The 19,688-nt window shown below is 58.9% G+C and carries 21 protein-coding genes and 1 tRNA gene; 13 read left to right on the top strand and 9 right to left on the bottom strand.

Annotation, left to right across the window (positions count from 1 at the left end):
- Window positions 1-57 precede the first annotated feature (57 nt).
- Complete coding sequence (locus ACFOOP_RS02925; RefSeq protein WP_379881490.1) at window positions 58-1,257, top strand: endonuclease/exonuclease/phosphatase family protein; 1,200 nt, start codon at window positions 58-60, stop codon at window positions 1,255-1,257.
- Window positions 1,258-1,264: 7 nt separating this feature from the next.
- Here the strand turns inward: ACFOOP_RS02925 and ACFOOP_RS02920 are convergent, their stop codons facing one another.
- A complete protein-coding gene (locus ACFOOP_RS02920; protein WP_379879365.1) occupies window positions 1,265-2,161 on the bottom strand; it encodes an isoaspartyl peptidase/L-asparaginase family protein in 897 nt (298 codons plus the stop codon).
- Between the two features lie 104 nt (window positions 2,162-2,265).
- Between ACFOOP_RS02920 and gpmA the strand changes: the two genes are divergently transcribed.
- Entirely contained in the window at window positions 2,266-2,982 is a 717-nt protein-coding gene (gene gpmA, locus ACFOOP_RS02915; protein ID WP_379879364.1) for a 2,3-diphosphoglycerate-dependent phosphoglycerate mutase, read from the top strand.
- A gap of 9 nt (window positions 2,983-2,991) precedes the next feature.
- Here the strand turns inward: gpmA and ACFOOP_RS02910 are convergent, their stop codons facing one another.
- Window positions 2,992-3,318 carry a cell division protein ZapA gene (locus tag ACFOOP_RS02910; RefSeq protein WP_379879363.1) on the bottom strand — a complete coding sequence of 109 codons (327 nt, stop codon included), beginning with the start codon at window positions 3,316-3,318 and terminating at the stop codon, window positions 2,992-2,994.
- Between the two features lie 21 nt (window positions 3,319-3,339).
- On the bottom strand, window positions 3,340-3,573 hold the full coding sequence (locus ACFOOP_RS02905; RefSeq protein WP_379879362.1) for a hypothetical protein: 234 nt from the start codon (window positions 3,571-3,573) through the stop codon (window positions 3,340-3,342).
- Between the two features lie 162 nt (window positions 3,574-3,735).
- On the opposite strand from ACFOOP_RS02905, the gene tkt reads away from it, so the two are divergent.
- The 6 genes from tkt to ACFOOP_RS02875 are packed head-to-tail and all read left to right on the top strand — an operon-like array spanning window position 3,736 to window position 9,863.
- Window positions 3,736-5,721 (top strand): transketolase, encoded by a 1,986-nt coding sequence (tkt, locus tag ACFOOP_RS02900; RefSeq protein ID WP_379879361.1) that lies wholly within the window; start codon window positions 3,736-3,738, stop codon window positions 5,719-5,721.
- Between the two features lie 11 nt (window positions 5,722-5,732).
- On the top strand, window positions 5,733-6,740 hold the full coding sequence (gap, locus tag ACFOOP_RS02895; RefSeq protein WP_379879360.1) for a type I glyceraldehyde-3-phosphate dehydrogenase: 1,008 nt from the start codon (window positions 5,733-5,735) through the stop codon (window positions 6,738-6,740).
- Between the two features lie 60 nt (window positions 6,741-6,800).
- A complete protein-coding gene (locus ACFOOP_RS02890) occupies window positions 6,801-7,253 on the top strand; it encodes a hypothetical protein (protein ID WP_379879359.1) in 453 nt (150 codons plus the stop codon).
- Window positions 7,254-7,261: 8 nt separating this feature from the next.
- Window positions 7,262-8,455 carry a phosphoglycerate kinase gene (locus tag ACFOOP_RS02885; RefSeq protein WP_379879358.1) on the top strand — a complete coding sequence of 398 codons (1,194 nt, stop codon included), beginning with the start codon at window positions 7,262-7,264 and terminating at the stop codon, window positions 8,453-8,455.
- Window positions 8,456-8,465: 10 nt separating this feature from the next.
- A complete protein-coding gene (locus tag ACFOOP_RS02880) occupies window positions 8,466-8,939 on the top strand; it encodes a hypothetical protein (protein WP_379879357.1) in 474 nt (157 codons plus the stop codon).
- A 30-nt stretch (window positions 8,940-8,969) separates the two neighbouring features.
- Window positions 8,970-9,863, top strand: a complete 894-nt coding sequence (locus ACFOOP_RS02875; RefSeq protein WP_379879356.1) for a fructose bisphosphate aldolase — start codon at window positions 8,970-8,972, stop codon at window positions 9,861-9,863.
- Window positions 9,864-9,885: 22 nt separating this feature from the next.
- Here the strand turns inward: ACFOOP_RS02875 and ACFOOP_RS02870 are convergent, their stop codons facing one another.
- The 4 genes from ACFOOP_RS02870 to ACFOOP_RS02855 all read right to left on the bottom strand — a co-directional run bounded on the left by ACFOOP_RS02870 (window position 9,886) and on the right by ACFOOP_RS02855 (window position 14,560).
- Window positions 9,886-11,118, bottom strand: a complete 1,233-nt coding sequence (locus ACFOOP_RS02870) for a tetratricopeptide repeat protein (RefSeq protein WP_379879355.1) — start codon at window positions 11,116-11,118, stop codon at window positions 9,886-9,888.
- A gap of 83 nt (window positions 11,119-11,201) precedes the next feature.
- The gene (locus tag ACFOOP_RS02865) at window positions 11,202-12,065 is read right to left on the bottom strand and encodes a sulfurtransferase (protein WP_379879354.1); all 864 of its coding nucleotides are present in this window, start codon (window positions 12,063-12,065) and stop codon (window positions 11,202-11,204) included.
- A gap of 105 nt (window positions 12,066-12,170) precedes the next feature.
- Window positions 12,171-12,899, bottom strand: coding sequence for a Bax inhibitor-1/YccA family protein (locus ACFOOP_RS02860; protein WP_379879353.1), 729 nt, complete (start codon window positions 12,897-12,899; stop codon window positions 12,171-12,173).
- Between the two features lie 176 nt (window positions 12,900-13,075).
- Window positions 13,076-14,560, bottom strand: coding sequence for an RsmB/NOP family class I SAM-dependent RNA methyltransferase (locus ACFOOP_RS02855; protein ID WP_379879352.1), 1,485 nt, complete (start codon window positions 14,558-14,560; stop codon window positions 13,076-13,078).
- 144 nt (window positions 14,561-14,704) lie between these two features.
- Between ACFOOP_RS02855 and ACFOOP_RS02850 the strand changes: the two genes are divergently transcribed.
- The 3 genes from ACFOOP_RS02850 (at window position 14,705) to ACFOOP_RS02840 (ending at window position 16,713) form a co-directional block, all read left to right on the top strand.
- Entirely contained in the window at window positions 14,705-15,430 is a 726-nt protein-coding gene (locus ACFOOP_RS02850) for a YbjN domain-containing protein (RefSeq protein ID WP_379879351.1), read from the top strand.
- Between the two features lie 156 nt (window positions 15,431-15,586).
- Window positions 15,587-16,135: a TadE/TadG family type IV pilus assembly protein gene (locus ACFOOP_RS02845; RefSeq protein WP_379879350.1), complete on the top strand. Its 549-nt coding sequence runs from the start codon at window positions 15,587-15,589 to the stop codon at window positions 16,133-16,135.
- The gene (locus ACFOOP_RS02840) at window positions 16,132-16,713 is read left to right on the top strand and encodes a TadE/TadG family type IV pilus assembly protein (protein WP_379879349.1); all 582 of its coding nucleotides are present in this window, start codon (window positions 16,132-16,134) and stop codon (window positions 16,711-16,713) included. The genes ACFOOP_RS02845 and ACFOOP_RS02840 overlap by 4 nt, the downstream gene beginning before the upstream one ends.
- 20 nt (window positions 16,714-16,733) lie before the next feature.
- Here ACFOOP_RS02840 and ACFOOP_RS02835 read toward each other — a convergent pair.
- Both ACFOOP_RS02835 and ACFOOP_RS02830 read right to left on the bottom strand, forming a co-directional pair.
- Window positions 16,734-16,809 (bottom strand) — tRNA-Ala (locus ACFOOP_RS02835).
- 220 nt (window positions 16,810-17,029) lie between these two features.
- A complete protein-coding gene (locus ACFOOP_RS02830) occupies window positions 17,030-17,467 on the bottom strand; it encodes a TIGR02300 family protein (protein WP_379879348.1) in 438 nt (145 codons plus the stop codon).
- A 114-nt stretch (window positions 17,468-17,581) separates the two neighbouring features.
- On the opposite strand from ACFOOP_RS02830, the gene aroA reads away from it, so the two are divergent.
- Both aroA and ACFOOP_RS02820 read left to right on the top strand, forming a co-directional pair.
- Window positions 17,582-18,955 (top strand): 3-phosphoshikimate 1-carboxyvinyltransferase, encoded by a 1,374-nt coding sequence (gene aroA, locus ACFOOP_RS02825; RefSeq protein ID WP_379879347.1) that lies wholly within the window; start codon window positions 17,582-17,584, stop codon window positions 18,953-18,955.
- Window positions 18,956-19,002: 47 nt separating this feature from the next.
- Window positions 19,003-19,653: an immunity protein Imm33 domain-containing protein gene (locus ACFOOP_RS02820; protein ID WP_379879346.1), complete on the top strand. Its 651-nt coding sequence runs from the start codon at window positions 19,003-19,005 to the stop codon at window positions 19,651-19,653.
- The last annotated feature ends 35 nt before the right edge of the window (window positions 19,654-19,688 follow it).

Here is a 19,688-nt window from a genome sequence, read left to right as displayed (position 1 = left end):
GCGAGCGTGAGATTTTTGACAATGATCATGGCGCTCGCCTGGCTGTCGGGATGCGCAATGGATATTTCTCCCGAACCTCGCGTGACGGAAACAAGCGTGCGCTTTGCTGCGTTCAACGCCTATCTGAATCGGCCGCAAGAAGGCGCGCTGATTGCGGATTTGAAAAGCCCGGACACGATCCAGGGACAAAAAGTGGCGGAGATCATTCAGCGTATTGCGCCGGACATCCTCCTGCTCAGTGAGTTCGATTACGATGAAAACGGTGACGCGCTGAGATTGTTTCAGGAAAGCTATCTCGCTCATGGCCACAATGGCGCCGCGCCTGTGATTTATCCTTACACTTACATTGCGCCGTCCAATACGGGGCTTGCTTCGGGCCGCGACCTTGATCGCGACGGCGTCGCAACAATGGAGCCGGGCTCGCGGGCCTATGGCGGCGACGCTTATGGCTATGGCGAATTTCCCGGCCAATACGCCTTTGTGCTGCTGTCGAAATATCCCATCGATGCGACGGGCGCACGTACATTTCAGACCTTCTTATGGAAAGACATGCCCGGCGCATTGCTGCCTGATGATCCCGCGACCAATGAACCGGCAGACTGGTACGGCGCCGATGCGCTGAAGGCTTTCCGGCTCTCTTCCAAGAACCATTGGGATGTTCCCGTCATTATAAATGGCGAGCGCGTGCATGTTCTCGCCAGCCATCCAACGCCGCCGAGCTTCGATGGCGAGGAAGACCGCAACGGCAAACGCAATCATGACGAAATCCGTTTCTGGGCGGATTATATCGCCGGTGATCCGGACGGGTATATTTATGACGACAAGGGCGCACGCGGCGGCCTGCCGAAAGGCGAACGCTTTGTCATCATGGGTGACCTCAACGCCGATCCTCATGACGCGGGCGCGGTTCCGGGCGCTATCGGACAATTGCTGACGTCGCCTCTGGTGTCGGACGCGCCTTTTCCGACAAGCGCCGGCGGCGCGGCGCAGGCGAAGCTTCAGGGCGGCGCTAACGTCTCACATCAGGGCGACCCCGCCGAAGACACCGCCGACTTCGGCGACGATCCCGAAACCGGGGTCGGCAACCTTCATCTCGACTATGTGCTGTTTTCGAAAACGGGCCTGCGCGAAAACAATTCCGGCGTTTTCTGGCCGGCGCCGGATGAGCCTCATTATGACCTTGTGGGGTCGGGATTTCCGGTTGAAAGCTCCGACCACCGTCTCGTCTGGCGCGACCTCCAGATAGTGAGAGATTGAGCGCCGCCTAAAACGTTGCGGAAAAGAGCTCCTGACTTGGACCGAATCCGGCGCGCTTCATGCCGTCGGAATTCCAGGCGAAGGCGATGTCTCCTTCGCGCGAAACGGCGATGACGCCGCCATCTCCGCCAAGCCGCGCGACATCCTTGATGAGGCCCGCCGCCGCTGTCTGTAGATCGGAGCCCTGATAGCGCACGCGGCTCGCCACATCCTGCGCGCCGCCGGCGAGAATAAAATACTCACCAAGCCCTGTGCAGGACGCGCCTACAAATTCATCGGCCCAGGTGCCCGATCCGATCAGCGGCGTGTCCCCGACGCGGCCCTCAAGCTTTCCGAAAACGCCGCCGGTCGAGGTCGCCGCCGCGATGCGCCCCTCGGCGTCGAGGGCGACAGCGCCGACGGTGCCGTGGCCAAGCTCGGCCTGTGTCATCTCTTCCGGTTCGACGCCTACGGGCACGACGTAATAGCTTTCCGGGTTGTCGATGAATTCGAGATGGTGCTTGTAACAGAAATTTTCCGCGCCGCGGCCGACGAGCATGACATGGGGCGTTAAATCCATAACCGCGCGCGCCGCTTTCACAGGCGATTTCAAATGTTTCACCGCCGCCACTGAACCCGCCTTGCGCGCGAGGCTCCCGGACTCGCTCACCATGATGGAGGCGTCGAGTTCGGCGTAACCGGCGCGGTTCGGCGCCGCGCCTTTACCGGCGATATAAAGGCCGGACGTTTCCATTTCTACGACCAGCGCTTCGACCACGTCGACCGCGGCTGCGCCGTCGCTGAGCATGGCTTCGCCGCGCCGGGCGAGGTCCAGAAGGTGTGTCTCCGCCTTGGAATAATCGCGGCCCTTGCGCGCGCCAGCGCCGCCATGGAGGGCGAGGGCGATACTTGCTTTTTTTGACATTGGGGCTCTCCTTTTGGGCGCCATGCTACGCCCTCCCGTCAAGGCTAGCCAATAAGCCTTTGAGCTTTTAAGAGGGCGCGGCGCATAGTTTTGAGGAGAATGTGATGGCCCGCCTTGCCCTGATCCGCCACGGACAAAGTCAGTGGAACCTGGAAAACCGGTTCACCGGCTGGGTCGATGTGGATCTGACGGACCGCGGCCGCGCCGAAGCGAAGAAGGCCGGTGATCTGCTCAAGGCAAGCGGCGTTGAATTTTCCGCCTGTTTCACTTCGGTTCAAAAGCGCGCCATCCGCACGCTCTGGATCGCCCTTGATGACATGGACCGGATGTGGTTGCCGGTGACGCGCGCCTGGCAGTTGAACGAGCGCCACTATGGCGGACTTACCGGGCTCAACAAGGCGGAGACGGCGGAAAAACATGGCGAGGAGCAGGTCAAAATCTGGCGGCGCTCTTATGACATTCCGCCGCCGCCTCTGGAAAAGGGGAGCGAATTCGATCTCTCAAACGATCCGCGTTACAAGCTTTATGGCTGCAAGGTTCCGGCGACGGAGTCGCTGAAACTGACGCTTGATCGCGTTCAGCCCTATTTCGAAAAGGAAATCGCGCCGCGCCTCAAAGCCGGCGAATCGCTGATGATCGCCGCGCATGGCAACTCACTGCGCGCGCTCGTAAAAATTCTTTTCAATGTGTCAGATGATGAAATCGTTCATGTCGAAATCCCGACCGGCAATCCCTTGCTGCTCGATCTAGACGGTGGATTGAAGCCGACATCGGCGAAATATCTTGATGAAGAACGTGCAACCAAATTGCCCACGCTCTAATCAAAAAATTTAGCTGTTGAGCTTCGCCGTGATGTCGCTCACGCGTTTTGCGGCGGCCTCAATAGCGCGGCTGGCGCCGCCAAGCGTGTCGGCGTCGAGCGCGACGCCGGCGTCTTCCAGATCAAGGGCGCGTTCGCGCGCCTCGAACAGTTCGTCGCAAATGGTCAGCGCCGCCAGAAGCATCAGCCGGGTCTCGCTGATATCCGGCAGGTCAGCCGACATGGCCGAGACGCGCTTGTTGAGAAACGCGGCTGATTTTTGCAAACGGTCTTCCTGCCCTGTCTCGCAGGTGACCCGGTATTCCCGGCCATGGACCTTGATTTCAACCTGACTCATGAGTCGTCGTCCCTTTCTGGCCTATTCCGGCTTTTTTCTGTCGTCTTCGGCGAGGATCAGCTTGAGGTCGGTGATCGCGGCGGCGACCCCCTTGGAGGCGCTGTCGGTCTGTTTGCGGGCGGCCATGGCTTGGCGCCGGGCGGCCTCGACCGCCTCATCGTTCGCCGCCGCCTCGTCGAGCCGGGAATCCAGCCGCGATTCGAGGGCCTCAATCGCCTCGGCGAGGCTCTGGACCGCTTTTTCGAGCACCGTCATCTTTGAGATTCTTCCAATTTGTCCGCTGAGGGGAGGGGTCAATTTGGCCTTCGGCGCCGATTCTGTCCAGCCGCAACTGTGCGAGCCTTGACCCCCGCACGCGCGCGATGCAAGAAGCCCCGAAACAATCCGGATTTTCAGGACAAAATGGGGGCTTCCCGCATGACCGGCGTCGGCCCGAAACGGGCAAATTTTCCACAGATGGCGAACGCCATTCGCGTTCTTGCCATGGATGCGGTCGAGGCGGCGAAATCCGGCCATCCGGGCATGCCCATGGGCATGGCCGATGTTGCGACGACCCTTTTTGCGGAGCATCTGAAATTCGACGCTTCCGCGCCGGACTGGCCTGACCGGGACCGGTTCATCCTGTCCGCCGGCCATGGCTCCATGCTGATTTACGCGCTCGGCTATCTCCTCGGCTATGGCGGGATGAGCCTCGATCAGCTCAAGAATTTCCGCCAGATGGGGTCCAAGACCGCCGGGCACCCGGAATATGGTCATGCGCCCGCAGTAGAGACGACCACCGGCCCGCTGGGGCAGGGCCTCGCCAATGCGGTGGGCATGGCGATTGCGGAAGCGCATTTGAATGCGCGGTTCGGCGATGGCGCCGTCGATCACCGCACCTATGTGATCGCTGGCGATGGCTGCCTCATGGAAGGGATCAGCCAGGAGGCGATCTCTCTCGCCGGCCATTTGAAACTCCGCAAGCTGACGGTTTTGTGGGACGACAACAATATCTCCATCGACGGCCCGATTTCGCTTTCGGATTCAACCGATCAGCTGGCGCGCTTTGCGGCGAGCGGCTGGGCGACATGCCGTGTGGACGGTCACGATCCGGCGGCGATTTCCGCCGCGATTGAAAAAGCGAAATCCTCCGATCAGCCAACCCTGATCGCCTGCCGCACCACAATCGGCTATGGCGCGCCGACAAAGGCCGGAACCTCTGCGACTCATGGCGCGCCTTTAGGGGCGGAAGAAATCGCCGGAACGCGCAAGGCGCTCGACTGGCCTTATGCGCCGTTTGAAATTCCTAAAGACGTTCTTTCAAGCTGGCGTGACGCTGGTCTTCGCGGCGGTGACGCCCGGGCCGCATGGGAAAAACGCATCAGCGCCGACAAGAACTGCGATGCATTCAAAACCGCCATGGCGGGCGATTATGCGGGCGTTCTGACCAAAGCGATTGCAGAGTACAAAAAATCTCTCGTTGAGGCGCCGCAAAAACTTGCGACCCGCAAGGCGTCGGAGCTGGCGCTTGGCGTCATCAATGATGTCATCAAGGAAACCGTTGGTGGCTCGGCCGATCTGACGGGATCGAACAACACCAAAACAAAAAACCAGGACCCGCTATCCGCTGAAAATTACGCGGGCCGTTATGTCTATTATGGCATTCGCGAGCACGCTATGGCGGCGGCGATGAACGGCATGGCGCTGCATGGCGGCGTCGTTCCCTATAGCGGCACCTTTCTTGTCTTTACGGACTATTGCCGTCCTGCCATCCGCCTGTCAGCGCTGATGGGCTTGCGCGTTGTCTATGTGATGACGCACGATTCCATCGGCCTCGGCGAAGACGGCCCGACGCACCAGCCGGTCGAACATCTCGCGGCGCTGCGGGCGATCCCGAACTTGAATGTCTATCGTCCCTGTGATGGCGTTGAGACGGCTGAGTGCTGGGAGCTGTCGCTGAAAACCATTGCAACGCCTTCGGTGATTGCGTTGACCCGGCAAGGGCTGGCGCAGGCGCGCCTTAAACAATCCGACGAAAACCTTTGCGCCAAAGGCGCCTATGTCGTCGCCGGCAAGAACGCCGACGATGTAACGCTGATCGCATCAGGCTCAGAAGTTTCGCTGGCGCTTGAAGCGCGTGAAGCGCTGGCGAAGGACGGGATCAAGGCGCGGGTTGTGTCCGCCCCCTGTTTTGAGCTCTTCGCCTCGCAGTCGGAAACCTACCGTAAAGAGGTTTTGGGAAAGGGCCCTCGTATAGGCATTGAAGCGGCGGTTCGGCAGGGGTGGGATTTGTTCCTGCGCCGCAAGGACAGCTTTGTGGGCATGACAGGTTTCGGCGCATCGGCGCCGGCGGATGAATTGTTTGAACATTTCGGAATCACGCCTGCGGCGGTCGCGGCGGAAGCGAAACGGTTGATTGGTTAGGAGAAAAAATCATGGCGCTCAAAATTGCAATTAACGGCTTTGGACGGATCGGCCGCCTCGCGCTTCGCTCGATCGTCGAGACCGGGCGCAAGGGCGTGGATATTGTCGCGATCAACGATCTGGGTCCGGTGGAAACGAACGGGCATCTGGTTCAGTACGACTCAGTCCACGGTAAATTTCCCCATGAAGTGAAAGTTCGCAACGACACCATCGATGTGGGCCTTGGGCCGATCAAGGTGTTCGCTGAGCGCGATCCGTCGAAACTCCCTTGGGGCGAGCTCGGCGTCGATATCGTTTATGAGTGCACCGGCATTTTCACGGCGCGCGAAAAAGCTGCGCTGCATCTTGAAGCAGGTGCGAAACGCGTGCTCGTCTCCGCACCGGCGTCAGGCGCTGACAAAACCATCGTTTTCGGCGTCAATCACGGCACGTTGACCGGCCAGGACCATGTTGTCTCCAACGCGTCCTGCACCACCAACTGCCTCGCGCCGGTCGCGAAAGTGCTGAATGATGCGGTGGGCATCGAGCGCGGTTACATGACGACGATCCACTCCTATACGGGTGATCAGCCGACGCTCGATACGATGCACAAGGATCTTTATCGCGCCCGCGCGGCGGCGATGAACATGATCCCGACCTCGACGGGCGCAGCGAAGGCTGTTGGTCTTGTTCTCCCTGATCTCAACGGCAAGCTTGACGGATCTTCGATCCGCGTCCCGACGGCGAATGTCTCGGTTGTCGATCTCGTCTTCACGCCGAAAAAAGACACGACGGTGGAAGAGGTCAACAACGCCATCATCGAAGCGGCGAACGGCAAGCTGCGCGGCGTCCTTGGTTATACGGACAAGCCGCTCGTCTCGTCGGATTTCAACCATGATCCGCATTCCTCGACCTTCGCGCTCAACCAGACGCAGATTCTGGAAGGCAAGCTTGTGCGCATCCTCACCTGGTATGACAATGAGTGGGGCTTCTCCACGCGCATGACAGATACTGCGCTCGAAATGGCGCGTCATATTTAGGAAACGAAACTCATGCGGCGGTGTTACCTTTGGTCACGCCGCCGCTAGGTGCAAACACAAATGACGTCCGGATTTCGTCTCTTCATCCTTGTTCTGTGCAGCCTCTCGGCCGCCTGCAATCGTCAGGTTTCCGTTGAAGAGCCCGCGGTGCCGGAGCGTGTGAAGACAGAAACGGGCGAAATTCCAAATACCCTGCCGCCTCTCTTTATCGGCATCTGGGCCGCGGATCCTGCATGGTGCGATCATGGCGAGGGGGAGCCCGGCCCGATCGAGTTCACATCGGACCGCTTCCTTGGCTATGAAAACAGCTGTGACATCGCCTCGGCAGTAGAAGGCACCGATGGCGGCTGGCGTCTTAATCTGCGCTGCGCGGCTGAAGGGGAACTGGCCGAAGAAACAATGGATGTCGATATTGACGGTGACATATTGCGTATTGCCCGCAATGATGGCGACCTGATCGAGTTCACACGTTGCGAAGCGCAGGAACAAGTCGAAGACCAGGCGAAAGAATAGGGATTCAGATGGCGCGATACCGAACGATTGACGATCTGGATGTGGCTGGAAAGCGCGTTCTTGTGCGCGTTGATTTCAATGTGCCGATGAAAGACGGCGCCATTACGGACGCCACCCGGATCGAGCGCGCTTTGCCGACCATTCAGGAGCTTTCCAAAAAAGGAGCCAAGGTTCTCCTTCTCTCCCATTTCGGACGTCCCAAGGGTAAAGCTGATCCTGAAATGTCGTTGAAGCCGGTGGCGAAAGCGCTGGAGAAATTTCTCGGCGGTCCGGTTGAGTTCGCTGAGGACTGTATCGGCGATGCGGCAAAGAAAACCGTCAAACGAATGCTCGATGGCGATGTGGCGGTGTTTGAAAACACCCGCTTTCACGCCGGCGAGGAAAAGAACGATCCGGAATTTGCAAAAGCGCTCGCCGAAAATGGCGATGTTTATGTGAACGACGCCTTCTCGGCCGCGCACCGCGCCCACGCCTCCACCGAGGGGGTTGCGCATCTGCTGCCGTCTGCGGCGGGTCGCGCCATGGAGCGCGAACTTGACTATCTCAAAGCCGCCTTGTCGGCGCCTGTGCGGCCGATGATGGCGGTTGTCGGCGGCGCCAAGGTCTCAACCAAGATTGAGCTTCTGGTGAACCTCGTTGGAAAAGCGGACATCCTCGCTGTCGGCGGCGGCATGGCGAACACATTTTTGTTCGCGAAAGGAATTTCCGTCGGGAAATCGCTTTGCGAGCCAGACCTCGCCGACACGGCGCGTGAGATTATGACACAGGCGTCGGCGAAAGGGTGCGAAATCATCCTGCCCGTCGATGTGGTCGTCGCCAAGGAGTTCAAGGAAGGCGCCGATCGCGAGGTCAAGGCCGCCGACGCCGTCGGCGCTGACGATATGATCCTCGATCTCGGACCCGATACGGTGAACCTGATCGCTGAAAAAATTGAAGCCGCCAAGACGTTGGTCTGGAACGGGCCCCTTGGCGCTTTTGAGATAAAGCCGTTCGATACGGCGACTGTGGAGGCGGCGCGCTACGCCGCCAAGCGCGTGAAAGACGACGGCCTTGTCGCCGTCGCAGGCGGGGGGGATACGGTCGCAGCGCTCAGCGCGGCCGGCGTGGAAGATGATTTCACTTATGTTTCAACGGCGGGCGGCGCGTTCCTAGAATGGCTTGAGGGCAAAACGCTGCCGGGTGTGGCGGCGCTGGAAGGCTAAGGAATAGACAATGCCCGAGGGGAGACAGGCAGAGGGAGGACAAAATGGTTCGCCTCGGATTTTGTTTCCAAGCGTTCGTTCCTATGCATCGGCAAAATCAACCTCCCGACAAGGAAGTTATGCAGCCGCGTGGGGAGCATTATCAGCGGTTTTTACACTTGTGATGGTTCAGTTTTATGGCGAGCAAACTGTTATCGGAGAAAATTTTCGAAATCAGGATCTGGTGCTCTATCTAAAAGTATTTGAGGCGATACGTGCAGCTCTTTTCATGCTTCTTAGCTTTTTGATATGGCGCCGTGCTTCATTTGTGTCGGCACTGTTATCTTTCTTGCTGATCTTGGCTGAGGTTGTCGTTCGAATTGTTGATTTGGATATCAACGCATTTTCTTGGATTTGGGGTTGGGCACTGCTCGGGGCTTTCAATGGCGTCCGTGGTGCGAGGACTCTGCAGAAACCGGACCTGCTTTCGTCGAGCGCTGGTTGAAGATTTAGGAATTACGAAAAAGAGGATGTTATGACGCAAACGAAAATGGCCGATCAGGCCGCCAATAAAGACGGGTTTATCGCCGCCCTCGATCAGTCCGGCGGATCGACGCCGAAAGCGCTCAAGCTCTATGGGGTTGATGAGAGCGAATATTCCAATGACGAGGAAATGTTCGGCCTCATTCACCAGATGCGCGCGCGGATCATCAAGTCGCCGGCCTTCACAGGCGACAAGGTCATGGGCGCGATCCTGTTTGAACGCACCATGGATGGCGACATCGATGGCGTGCCGACCGCGCAATATCTCTGGGAGAAGCGCGGCGTTGTTCCGTTCCTGAAGGTTGATAAGGGCCTTGCTGATGAAAAAGACGGCGTGAAGCTGATGAAGCCGATGCCTGAACTTGATGCGCTATTGGAACGCGCCGTTAAAAAAGGCGTCTTCGGCACGAAGATGCGTTCGGTGATCGACGCGGCGAACCCGGCAGGCATTGCGGCGATCGTCGCCCAGCAATTCGAAATCGGAAACCAGATTCTTTCCCATGGCCTGGTGCCGATCATCGAGCCGGAAGTGACGATTTCGATTGCGGATAAAGCGGAGGCCGAAGACATCCTGCTCGCGGAGATCAAAAAGAATCTCGACATAGTTCCTTCGGGGAAACAGGTCATGCTGAAGCTGACGCTGCCCACCAAGGCCAACCTTTATAAGCCTCTTATTGACGATCCACGCGTCATGCGTGTCGTTGCGCTTTCAGGCGGATATTCGCGCGATGAAGCGAATGCGAAGCTGGCGCAAAACACCGGCATGATCGCCAGTTTTTCGCGGGCGCTGACCGAAGGCCTTTCCGCCAAGCAAAGTGATGCGGAATTTGACGCCAAGCTTGCTGAGGCGATCGACAGTATCTTCGAGGCTTCTCGCGCAGGCTAGCCTCGCGGTTCTCGAGCTCAATTTAAGCTTCAAAAGCCCCGGTCTCGCGCCGGGGTTTTTTCATGCAGGCTTCAAGCGTTTCGACAAAGACATGCCGCTGGGCGTGGCTGCCGCCGATGCGGTGGAGAGCGGGTATGGCGAGCGAAATTTTTTCAAGCGCCGTTTCATGATCATCGCGCAAATAGGCGACAAGGCCTTCTGCAACGGGTACGCAGATATCCCCCCAGACGCCGGTTATGTCGTCTTCCGCTTTCCTGCGCAGCGTGACGAGGAAGTCGTCTGCTTCATGGGGTTCGCCTGCGCGGGCGAGCGCATAAAGATAGTGCAGGTCATGGAAGGGAAAGAGATGATCGCCCGCGCGCTTGCGCGCTTCCGCCACAACCGGCGCCCAGCGTTCGCCAGTGTCGACGCCCCGAAGGTCGAGCCGCCACAGCATCGAGACGGCGCCGATCTGCTCTTGCGGAAATTCCGGCCATGCGCCCCAGAGGCGTCTGTCAAACAGGGCCAGCGCTTCGGTTTCCTGACCGAGAGCCAGGTGAAACAGCGCGCTATGCCAGTAATTATGGTCGCGGATGAAGACGCCCTTATGCTCCCATGTGTGGGCGCACCGATCGAGCCAGCGCGCGCCTTCGCGGGCGCGGTGCTGGGTTTCCATGACATGCGCAACCGCGTGATGCGCCCAAGCGTCATCAATAGCGATTTCGGACGCGCGCATGCCCTCGTCTTCGGCTTCGCCCAGGCGGTGATTTTGCTCCAGCGCAAAGGCTGTCATGCCATGAGCGTAAGGCGCGTTTTCATGGGCGATGCGCGCGCGCTCGCCGAAACGAAGCAAGGCGCCGGCGTCGCCGAGATTAAAGGCGTGATACTGGCCCCATTTTATGGCGCACAGATCGGCGGGCCAGCGCACAGTGAGCTCGTCAAATGCTTCGAGAGCGGCGGTGAAATTTTGCTGATGCCATGCAGAGACGGCGGCGCAGAAGAGTTTTTCGCGTTCGTTTGCGTCCGCCTGTTTTTGGTTCATGCGTGCGAGATAAGGCGCCGCCGCGACCCATCCATCGGCGGCTTCAAACGCCATATGCAGCGCAGCGGCGTGCGCGTTTAAAAGCGGGGCGTCGGGATTTTCATCCGCTGCTGCGAAAAGACAGCGCAGCTCCGGCCCATAGCTTAAAAACTCGCCCACATAGCGGTCATAAGTTTTTGCCGCTGCGGCGTCGGCGTTGGTGATGGCCAACTCGAAACAATCAAAACTCTGCATAACCACCTTTTACGGGCGCTGCCTTACGCCGGCAAATCGCGATCGATGACATTAAGCTCAGCCGGTCTCACTTTTGCGACAGTCTATCCCGTTTCCATGGGGGCGTCGGGGTCGGCGGTCCACTCTGCCAGCGATCCGTCATAAACGGCGACATCGTCAAACCCCAGCAGGGTTAGCGCCAGCGCGTTGGAACAGGCGGCGACGCCCCCGCCGCAATAGGTGATTGCGGGCCGATCAAGGCTGACGCCGGCTTTTTGGAAATGCGCCAGAAGCGCGTCCTTGTTCTTATAGGCGCCGTTTGCAGGATCGATCAGGGCGTTGGCCGGCGCATTGACGCTGTTCGCAATACGTCCGGGTCTTGGCATGACTTGCTTTTCGCCGGTGAATTCTTCCGGCGACAGGGAATGAATGAGTGTTTTGGCGTTACCACTTGTCGCCGTCAGCACATCCTCTTTTGCCACGATCCGTTGCGGCTGATGGTTGGGCGTGAAACACGCGGGTCTGATGGCGGGCGTGTCAGTCGAGACCGGGCGGTCTTCCGCTGTCCATTTCATCCAGCCGCCATCGAGGACAGCGGCCTTGTCAAAGCCATGGGTTTTCAGGCTCCACCAGACCCGCGCCGCCCAAGTGTGGTTGCCGCGATCATAGACAACGACGCTGGTGCCATCACCGACCCCAAGGGTTTCCATCGCCTCTTTGATCGCTTGCGATTTCGGCATCATCAGCGGCCGGGGATCGTCCTTGTCGGCGAGGGTTTCAAGGACGTTGCAAAACACCGCGCCCGGAATATGGCCCTTGGCGTAGGCCTCCTTGCCGGGAGCAAAGGCGTAGGACCCGTCGGCTGTCGCTTCCTGAACCGTCGTGCAGTCGAGAATGACGAGGTCCGGCGCGCCAAGATTGTCGGCGAGCCAGTCACTGGAAACGAGCGGCGTCGGCAAAGTTGTCATTCGGGCGTCTCCTGTTTTGTACGATCTTCCGGCTTTGGCGTGCGCCTGTAAAGAAAAAGCCCCGCCATTGGCGGGGCTTTGCTGTTTCCGGGATGTTTCCTCGGCCTAGTCGCGCATGATCCCGAGAATATTGAGGATGTGCACAAAGAGTGTGACGAAGGAGCCATAGAGCGCGAAGGCGCCGAAAATCGCCGTGCGTTCATTCATGGCGCTGCCTTCGCGGTAAAGCGATTTGATCATTTGTGTCTCGTAGGCCGTGACGCCTGAGAAGACGAGGACGACGAGACTGGAAGTGATCAGACTCATCATGCCGCTTTTGAAGATCAGGGCGTTGACGACGATCGCGATGACCAAGCCAATGCTCGCCATAAAAAAGAACTGGGCGAAACCGGAAAGGTCGCGTTTTGTCGTATAGCCATAGAGGCTCACTGCGCCAAAGACGGACGCTGTGATGAAGAAAGCCTTGTAAATCTCAACCGCGGCGCCTTGCTGTTGAAACATGAACAGCATGGGCGCAATCATCGCGCCCCAGAGCGCGGCGTATAGCCAGAACATGCCATGAGCGGCGACTTTGGATCCGCTCATCATCACTCGGGGCGCAAACCAGCCGATGCCGAGAATCCCGATAAAGCCGACCCATTTCAGGGGCGTGGTCATGATCTGGATCATAAGGGCAGGATTGGACGCCATGAGCATGGCGATGAGACCAGTGCCGGCGACGCCGAGCGCCATATAGTTGTAAACGCCGAGCATGTACTGGCGCAGGCCCTGATCGATGGCGACGCCTCCGGTATGCGGGACGGCGCTGCCGAATTGTCTGCGAGAGTCGTTCATGTGACGTTGATCCTTTCGTTTCATCGATTCCGTCGGGTTTTTCGCCCAGCGGAGTTCAGGGCGTAATATCGGGGGCCTTGGGGCCGCGATCAAGAGGCGCCAGGTCCGATTTCGGTCGATTTTGGCGCTTCTGCGCGGCGCTTAAATGTTTAATTTTTAACGATTTATCCGGCCGTTCAGCCATTCCAGCGGAACCGGGCGGCGAAGAAGCCGTCCATGCCGCCCTTTTCCCCGAGCATTGAGGGCAGGGTTCTGAGGTCGCCGTCGCGGGTGACAGCCTTCTCATAGCCGCCGATTTCGTCCGCCATGATCGCGATGCGCTCAAGATTTTCATGGCGCGCCAGCGCCGCTTTCGCCTGGGCCTCGCCTTCTTCGCGCTGGAGCGAGCACACGCAATAGACGAGAAGCCCGCCGGGCTTGAGGAGGTTTCTCAGCGCATGGTCGATCATCTTGCCTTGTAGCTCGGCAAGGGCGGTGAGGGCGGTTTCGCCTTTCGACCATGGAATGTCCGGATGGCGCCTGATGGTCCCGGTCGCCGTGCAGGGAGCGTCGAGCAGGATCATGTCGGCCTTTTCCTGCGGCTTGAAGCGCAGGGCGTCATCCTCGACAATATTGGCGGTGAGTTTCGTGCGCAGAAGATTTTCGCTGACGCGCTCCATGCGGGCGGGAGATTTATCGACAGCGGTCACCGTGGCTCCGGCCGCCGCGAGTTGCAGTGTCTTGCCGCCGGGAGCGGCGCAAAGGTCGAAAACACTCTTGCCTGCGACATCGCCCAGGAGCCGGACCGGCAGGCTCGCTGCGATATCCTGCACCCACCAGGCGCCGTCCTCAAATCCCGGCAGCGCCGTAACATCGCTCACTTTCGTAAGGCGCAGCGTCGCCGGAGAAAGGAGTGCTGCATCTTGTCCGGCTTCGGTCAGGCGTGCGGCCCAGTCCTCGAGATTCTCGGAAGGCTTGAAGGTGAGATCAAGCGGCGGCGTGCCGCGATGGGCTTCAACGATGGCCTTGGCTCCGTGGGGGCCATAGCTGCGCTCCCACGCGCGCCACATCCATGACGGCGTGTCGGTGCGTGCGGGTATTTTCTGAAAGGCTTCAACGCCTGCGGCTGAGATTTTGCGCGAGATGGCGTTGATGAGCGAGGCGTAGCCGGCGGTTTCTCCGCGCTCATTGGCGAGCTCAACCGAGGTGGCGACGGCTGCGTGCGCCGGAGTTTCGAGGATCAAGAGCTGCGCGGCGGCGATGCGCAGAATATCCATGACGCGCGCGGATTTTTTCGGCAGGGGCCGGTCTAACCAGGTTCCGAGCAAGTGATCGATAGCGCCGCGACGGCGCAATGTGACGGTGGCCAGAAGCCGGGCGAAGCCGCGGTCAGGGCCTTCGAGATGTTCAAAGGGCCGCGTCCTGGCGATAGCGTCGTCAAGCGTCGCGCCTTCATTGACGCGGTCTAGAATTTCCAGCACGGCGCGGCGCGCTTCGACCCCGGGCATGGTCGAAAGCGGGCGCGCTCGGGCGCCGGCCTCGCCTTTGTCCGGACGTCCGTCATCGGAGCGGTCATCATCATCGCGACGGCGTTTAGGACGCGCCTTGTCAAATGGCCTGTCGGGCTTGCCGCGACGGGCGTCGTCGCGTTTTTTCGGTCCTGAAAACGGTCTTTTTTCCATAAGAGCCCGCGTAAACCACGCCTAGGACGGAAAGTCACCCGAAATCAGTGGGAAAACACGCATCTGGCCGTCCGGGCTCTTTTCGCCTAAGGTTAAGGCTTGCCGGGGAGGGCCGGCGCGAGTTTTTACAGGGGAAGAGGGGTCATGAAAAAGATTACCGCTATTTTGGGCGCTGCGGCGATGGCGATGACGGTCGGCGTTTCCAGCGCGTCGGCGCAAAACGAGATGGGCGCTTCCGGGTCGGGTCTTTCCAATCCGGAAACGGTGGTTCGCAAATTCAGCGTTCAGACGGTCGGGCCGGTCCTTAATGAGCTCGGCATGCCGTGGCAGGTGCGCCAGCTCGACAATGGCGCTCAATATATTCATGCGGCCAGCGGCTCCATGCAGTTCATTCTGTTTTTCACGGTATGCAACGGCGCAGAATGCTCCGGTATGCAGGCGGTGACGTTTTTCTCGGACGCCAACGCCAACCCGCAGACGGTGCAGGCGTTCAATGTGCGCTATCCGTTCGGAACCGCAGGCATCGATCAAAACGGCGCCGCTTATGTGAGCCGTTACGATATCGCCGATTACGGCATTCCGCGGGGCAACATCGCGTCTTCGGTGATTAACTTCCTCGGGCTCGCCGAAATGTTCGTCGGAGAGCTTGCCAATGCGCACCAGACGGTGAGCCTTGAAGGCTATGCGGACGATCTTTCCTCGTCTTCGCTTAATCGTCAGGGGCTTAGCCATTTCACTGGCGTTGACACCGCCATGTCGATGCAGGCTGATGAGCATCGCGAGGGTTTCGAACAGGGCGCGGAAATGATCCGCCTGCTCCTCAAGGATGAAACTGCGCCGCGCAACAAAATCCAGAACAAGCTCGACTAACAGCATTTTTTGCTGTGTGAGAAAGCGCCCATCAGGGGCGCTTTTTCTTTTTGTTAAGCATGTTTCCTGATCCTTCTTTAACGGCGTCGCCTTATTCCTTAACGATAGATTGCGGGCGCTATCCGTGCGTCCGGCGTTATATGTTTCGGGCGGGAAATGCCTTTAAGAACGGCAAGAGCGTGGGTCGCAAACCGTAAGGGGTCGACGGCGGTGGAATTCGCCATCGTTGCGCCTATCTTGCTTGCGCTTATTTTCTCTATCTTCGAAGCGGGCTGGTATTTCTTTGTCACAACGTCGGTGCAGCAGGCGGGCGCCAACGCTGCGCGACTGATCCGAACGGGGCAGGCGCAAAGCGGCGATATGTCGGCGGACGCGTTTTTCGACGAGGTCTGCCGTGTTGTCAGTGCGTTTGGCGATTGTGAAGACAAGCTGACCATCGACATTTCGAAATTTTCCAACTTTGCAGCGCTCGCAGACGATCTGTCCGAGCCGGTATGCCGGGACAGGGATGATCCGACAATTGCCGGCGCTCAGTATTCAACCGGCGACTTTGGGCAACAGCGCGATATTATCCGTGTGCGCATCTGTTTTCTTTACGAGCCAATCAATCCCGGGCTTGGGCTCAATCTTGCGCAAACCGCGCATGGCGAGCGAAAAATCGTCTCTGTTTCTATCTTCCGTAACGAACCGTTTTCAGGATCATGATGTTGCGGTTGAAACATATCTTCGCGGGCTTCCTTCGGCGTTGGCGCGCCTGCCGTTCCGGCATTGCAGCGACGGAGTTCGCGTTTGTCGCGCCAGTCTTGATTCTGCTCTTTTTCGGCGTTGTCGAAAGCGCTGACGCGCTGGCGCGCAGCCGGCAAGTTGCGCTCGCCGTCAACACGCTCGCTGATCTGGCGTCACAGGAAAAAAACCTTTTGACCTCTGACGCTGACGATCTTTTCAACGGGGTCGCCCAGATCGTCGATGACAGCGGCGCGCCCATGGATATTCGCCTTGTCAGCGTCATCATTGACCCTGACGGCGATCCGATTGTGCATTGGAGCCGCGACAATAAAGGCGGCGAGCCCTATGTGGAGGGGGCCGCGTTCAGCGCGCTTCCGACAGCTACGCTGATTGATCCTGGCGCGTCCATTCTTGTTGCGGAAATCTCCTACACCTACAGTTCGGCGATTTCGAAGATGGTCATCCCGCCCATCAATTTCGAAAACTCAGCGTCACGCTGGCCGCGCCGCTCCATGCGCGTGCAGCTTTGCACGAGTTCTTCAAACTGCACATCTTGAGGGCGATGTTATCAAAGAGATGGTGGAGCTAGTCGGAATCGAACCGACGACCTCTTGCATGCCATGCAAGCGCTCTCCCAACTGAGCTATAGCCCCGATGCCATGTTGAGCGCGATTGGGGCGCGCTCCTCGGTGTTGCGCTCCCTTTTCCGGGCGCGCGGGCAGCGGAACCTAGCGACGCCGTTCCGCTGATGCAAGACGATTTTTCGACGTTTACTGACGCATTTTCAGGCGAAGCGGGGTCCGGTTCGCGTCAAGAATGCGCCAGTGCAAGAATTCAGAGCCGGTTGGCTTCGTACGCAAACCTCAAATGGCTCTAGTCGTTGTCGTCACCGGCTTTTTTGACCATGCCGGTCACATCGTCATCGTCATCGTCGTCGAGCAGGCTGTCATTGCTCTCTTCGTCGTCATCGTCGTCGAGATCGACGTCGATATCCGCGATGCCAGCCAGTTCATCATCATCATCGTCGTCCTCATCATCCTTGTCCTCATCGAGGGCCGGGCGGCGATTGGATTTGGGGGCGCGTTTTTCTTTCTCGGCGTTTTCGAGCGTGGTTTCTTTCTCGGTGGTCTTCGCGGCTTCGGTCGTCTTGTCCCCTTCATCCTCCTTGCGGGCGCGGCGCGGCTTTAACAGCGCTTCGGGGGTGAATTCATGGTCGCATTTGGGGCAATGCGCAGGATCTTTATTGAGGTCGTAAAAGCGTGCGCCGCATTCGGGGCAATCGCGCTTAATGCCGAGTTCTGGTTTCGTCATGGGGTGGGGCCGTCCGTAAGGAAATCTGTGATTAAAGCGGACCTGTTGCCACGGGCGGGAGCGGCTGTCAAAAGGATTGCGCCCGATCAGGGCCTTCAAGGAGAGCTGAGCTTCATGAATGCGACGAAGGCGCGGGCGCGGCGCGGCGCCTCTATCGGGCGGGCTGACGCCCGCCGATCAGGGCCGATGGTCGGCGTAGCGGCTGCGCCAGGCGACAAATCCATTTCCCACCGGGCCCTGATCCTTGGCGCTCTGGCGAAGGGAGAGACCCGTATTTCGGGTCTTCTAGAGGCTGATGACGTGTTGCGCAGTGCGGCGGCCATGCGGGAGCTTGGCGCTGAAATCGAGCGCGATCGAGGTCCGGACGGGACAGTCTGGCGGGTTGAAGGGGCGACCTGGACGGCGCCGGAAAGGCCGCTCTATCTTGGAAATTCAGGGACTGGCGTGCGGCTGATCATGGGCGCTGCTGCCGGGGCCCATGTGGCGGCGTCATTCGATGGCGATGTTTCCTTAAGGGCGCGGCCCATGGGACGCATACTCGAACCTCTGCGTATGATGGGCGTCGAGGCGGCGGATCGCGAGGGCCGCCTGCCTGTGACCATGGATGTGTGCGAGGACCTTAAGGCGATCAATGTGAAACTGGCGACACCCTCCGCGCAAGTGAAGTCGGCAATCCTGCTGGCGGCGCTGGGCGCGGACGGCGTCACGCGCGTTCATGAGCCGGAACTCTGCCGCGATCACACCGAGCGGATGCTGGCGGCGTTCGGGGCGTCGCTGTCCATGACGCCGGATGGCGAAGGCGGGCGTTTTATCGAAATCGCCGGCGGACAAGGGCTTCGCGCCTGCCATGTGGCGGTGCCGGGCGATCCATCGTCGGCGGCGTTTCCTCTGGCGGCGGCGCTGATCACAGAAGGCTCGGTCGTGACGTTGAAAGGCGTTCTCATCAACCCTCTTCGCATCGGGTTTTATGAGACGCTGAAAGAGATGGGCGCAGACATCACGTTTGAGAATGAGCGCGAAGAAAATGGCGAACCGGTGGCAGATATTCGCGCGCGCTATTCACTGCTTCATGGCGTCGAGGTTCCGGCGGCTCGTGCGCCTTCGATGATTGATGAATATCCGATCCTCGCCATTGTCGCAGCGCATGCTCATGGCGAAACCATGATGCGCGGGCTTGGCGAGTTGCGCGTCAAGGAAAGCGATCGCATTGCATGTGTTGAAGCCGGATTGGCGGCGATTGGCGGCGATGTTGCGAGCGGGCCAGACTGGCTGCGGGTGCGCGGCAAGGGTCCGGGAACGAAAGGCGGCTTGAAGGGTGGAGCGCTGATTAAGACCCATCATGATCACCGCATCGCCATGAGCTTTCTGGTGGCGGGGCTGGCAAGTGAGAAAACCGTGGAAATTGATGACGCCTCGATGATCGCGACGAGTTTTCCGGAATTTTTTGATCTCATGATGTCGCTTGGCGGGGATTTGGGTCCAGTTTAGGCCAAAGCCGATAGCTAGCCGATTTTTAAAGATGCCATACGAGGAACATGGAAAAAAGCGCGTTCACTCTCGACGATCCACGGCCGACGCAGGCAGCCGCGCCTTATACGTTCTTTCTTCCCGATACGCGGCGCGTGGAAGCAGTTGGTCCGGGTGATCATGTAAAACTTATTTTCATCCCTACAGCGGATGGAACGAAATACGGCGCTGAGCGGATGTGGGTAGAAGTTGTCTCTGTTGATGGGCCTGCATTTCGAGGGAAGCTGGACAATGCGCCAGATGATATTCCTGGCCTTTCCCTGGGCGATCCTGTCGAATTCAATTCGTGGCATATCATCGATGTGGAATTCGCCGATGAAGACAAAGACCGGCAGCTCATATTTCCGAGACGGACTTATTATGACCGGTGCCTGGTTGATCGCTGTGTCTTAAACGGCGAAGCCAAAGTCCATTATGTCTATCGCGAAGCTCCCGATCTCGCGAAAGATGACGACAAGCACCAAGATAGCGGTTGGCGGATACGCGGCGACTGGCGAGGCTTATCGGATGAAGAAGTCGACGCACGAGAATGCGATTATGTCGCTCTCGGCACCGTGCTCAATCAAGATGATAGCTGGGTACACTTGATCGATCAGACTGAAGGGTCCGCCTTCATTCGAGATAGGAATAAGGATCAGTTTGTTCCCGAGAGCAAATGAGCACGTTTCGGCCTTGCCATGGGCGGGGCCTTCAG

It is taken from the genome of Hyphococcus aureus (assembly GCF_042643165.1).
Classification (GTDB): domain Bacteria; phylum Pseudomonadota; class Alphaproteobacteria; order Caulobacterales; family Parvularculaceae; genus Hyphococcus; species Hyphococcus aureus.
This window is presented reverse-complemented; position numbering and strand designations above follow the sequence as displayed.

Excerpts from the sequence above, each read along its gene's own strand:
- ACFOOP_RS02840 (WP_379879349.1), top strand. The coding sequence starts at position 16,132 with ATGATGTTGCGGTTGAAACATATCTTCGCGGGCTTCCTTCGGCGTTGG.
- ACFOOP_RS02820 (WP_379879346.1), top strand. The coding sequence starts at position 19,003 with ATGGAAAAAAGCGCGTTCACTCTCGACGATCCACGGCCGACGCAGGCA.
- gap (WP_379879360.1), top strand. The coding sequence starts at position 5,733 with ATGGCGCTCAAAATTGCAATTAACGGCTTTGGACGGATCGGCCGCCTC.
- gpmA (WP_379879364.1), top strand. The coding sequence starts at position 2,266 with ATGGCCCGCCTTGCCCTGATCCGCCACGGACAAAGTCAGTGGAACCTG.
- ACFOOP_RS02875 (WP_379879356.1), top strand. The coding sequence starts at position 8,970 with ATGACGCAAACGAAAATGGCCGATCAGGCCGCCAATAAAGACGGGTTT.
- ACFOOP_RS02905 (WP_379879362.1), bottom strand. The coding sequence starts at position 3,573 with ATGACGGTGCTCGAAAAAGCGGTCCAGAGCCTCGCCGAGGCGATTGAG.
- ACFOOP_RS02870 (WP_379879355.1), bottom strand. The coding sequence starts at position 11,118 with ATGCAGAGTTTTGATTGTTTCGAGTTGGCCATCACCAACGCCGACGCC.
- ACFOOP_RS02850 (WP_379879351.1), top strand. The coding sequence starts at position 14,705 with ATGAAAAAGATTACCGCTATTTTGGGCGCTGCGGCGATGGCGATGACG.
- ACFOOP_RS02855 (WP_379879352.1), bottom strand. The coding sequence starts at position 14,560 with ATGGAAAAAAGACCGTTTTCAGGACCGAAAAAACGCGACGACGCCCGT.
- ACFOOP_RS02845 (WP_379879350.1), top strand. The coding sequence starts at position 15,587 with ATGCCTTTAAGAACGGCAAGAGCGTGGGTCGCAAACCGTAAGGGGTCG.
- ACFOOP_RS02925 (WP_379881490.1), top strand. The coding sequence starts at position 58 with ATGGATATTTCTCCCGAACCTCGCGTGACGGAAACAAGCGTGCGCTTT.
- ACFOOP_RS02860 (WP_379879353.1), bottom strand. The coding sequence starts at position 12,899 with ATGAACGACTCTCGCAGACAATTCGGCAGCGCCGTCCCGCATACCGGA.
- ACFOOP_RS02920 (WP_379879365.1), bottom strand. The coding sequence starts at position 2,161 with ATGTCAAAAAAAGCAAGTATCGCCCTCGCCCTCCATGGCGGCGCTGGC.
- ACFOOP_RS02880 (WP_379879357.1), top strand. The coding sequence starts at position 8,466 with ATGCCCGAGGGGAGACAGGCAGAGGGAGGACAAAATGGTTCGCCTCGG.
- ACFOOP_RS02885 (WP_379879358.1), top strand. The coding sequence starts at position 7,262 with ATGGCGCGATACCGAACGATTGACGATCTGGATGTGGCTGGAAAGCGC.
- ACFOOP_RS02830 (WP_379879348.1), bottom strand. The coding sequence starts at position 17,467 with ATGACGAAACCAGAACTCGGCATTAAGCGCGATTGCCCCGAATGCGGC.
- tkt (WP_379879361.1), top strand. The coding sequence starts at position 3,736 with ATGACCGGCGTCGGCCCGAAACGGGCAAATTTTCCACAGATGGCGAAC.
- ACFOOP_RS02910 (WP_379879363.1), bottom strand. The coding sequence starts at position 3,318 with ATGAGTCAGGTTGAAATCAAGGTCCATGGCCGGGAATACCGGGTCACC.
- ACFOOP_RS02890 (WP_379879359.1), top strand. The coding sequence starts at position 6,801 with ATGACGTCCGGATTTCGTCTCTTCATCCTTGTTCTGTGCAGCCTCTCG.
- aroA (WP_379879347.1), top strand. The coding sequence starts at position 17,582 with ATGAATGCGACGAAGGCGCGGGCGCGGCGCGGCGCCTCTATCGGGCGG.
- ACFOOP_RS02865 (WP_379879354.1), bottom strand. The coding sequence starts at position 12,065 with ATGACAACTTTGCCGACGCCGCTCGTTTCCAGTGACTGGCTCGCCGAC.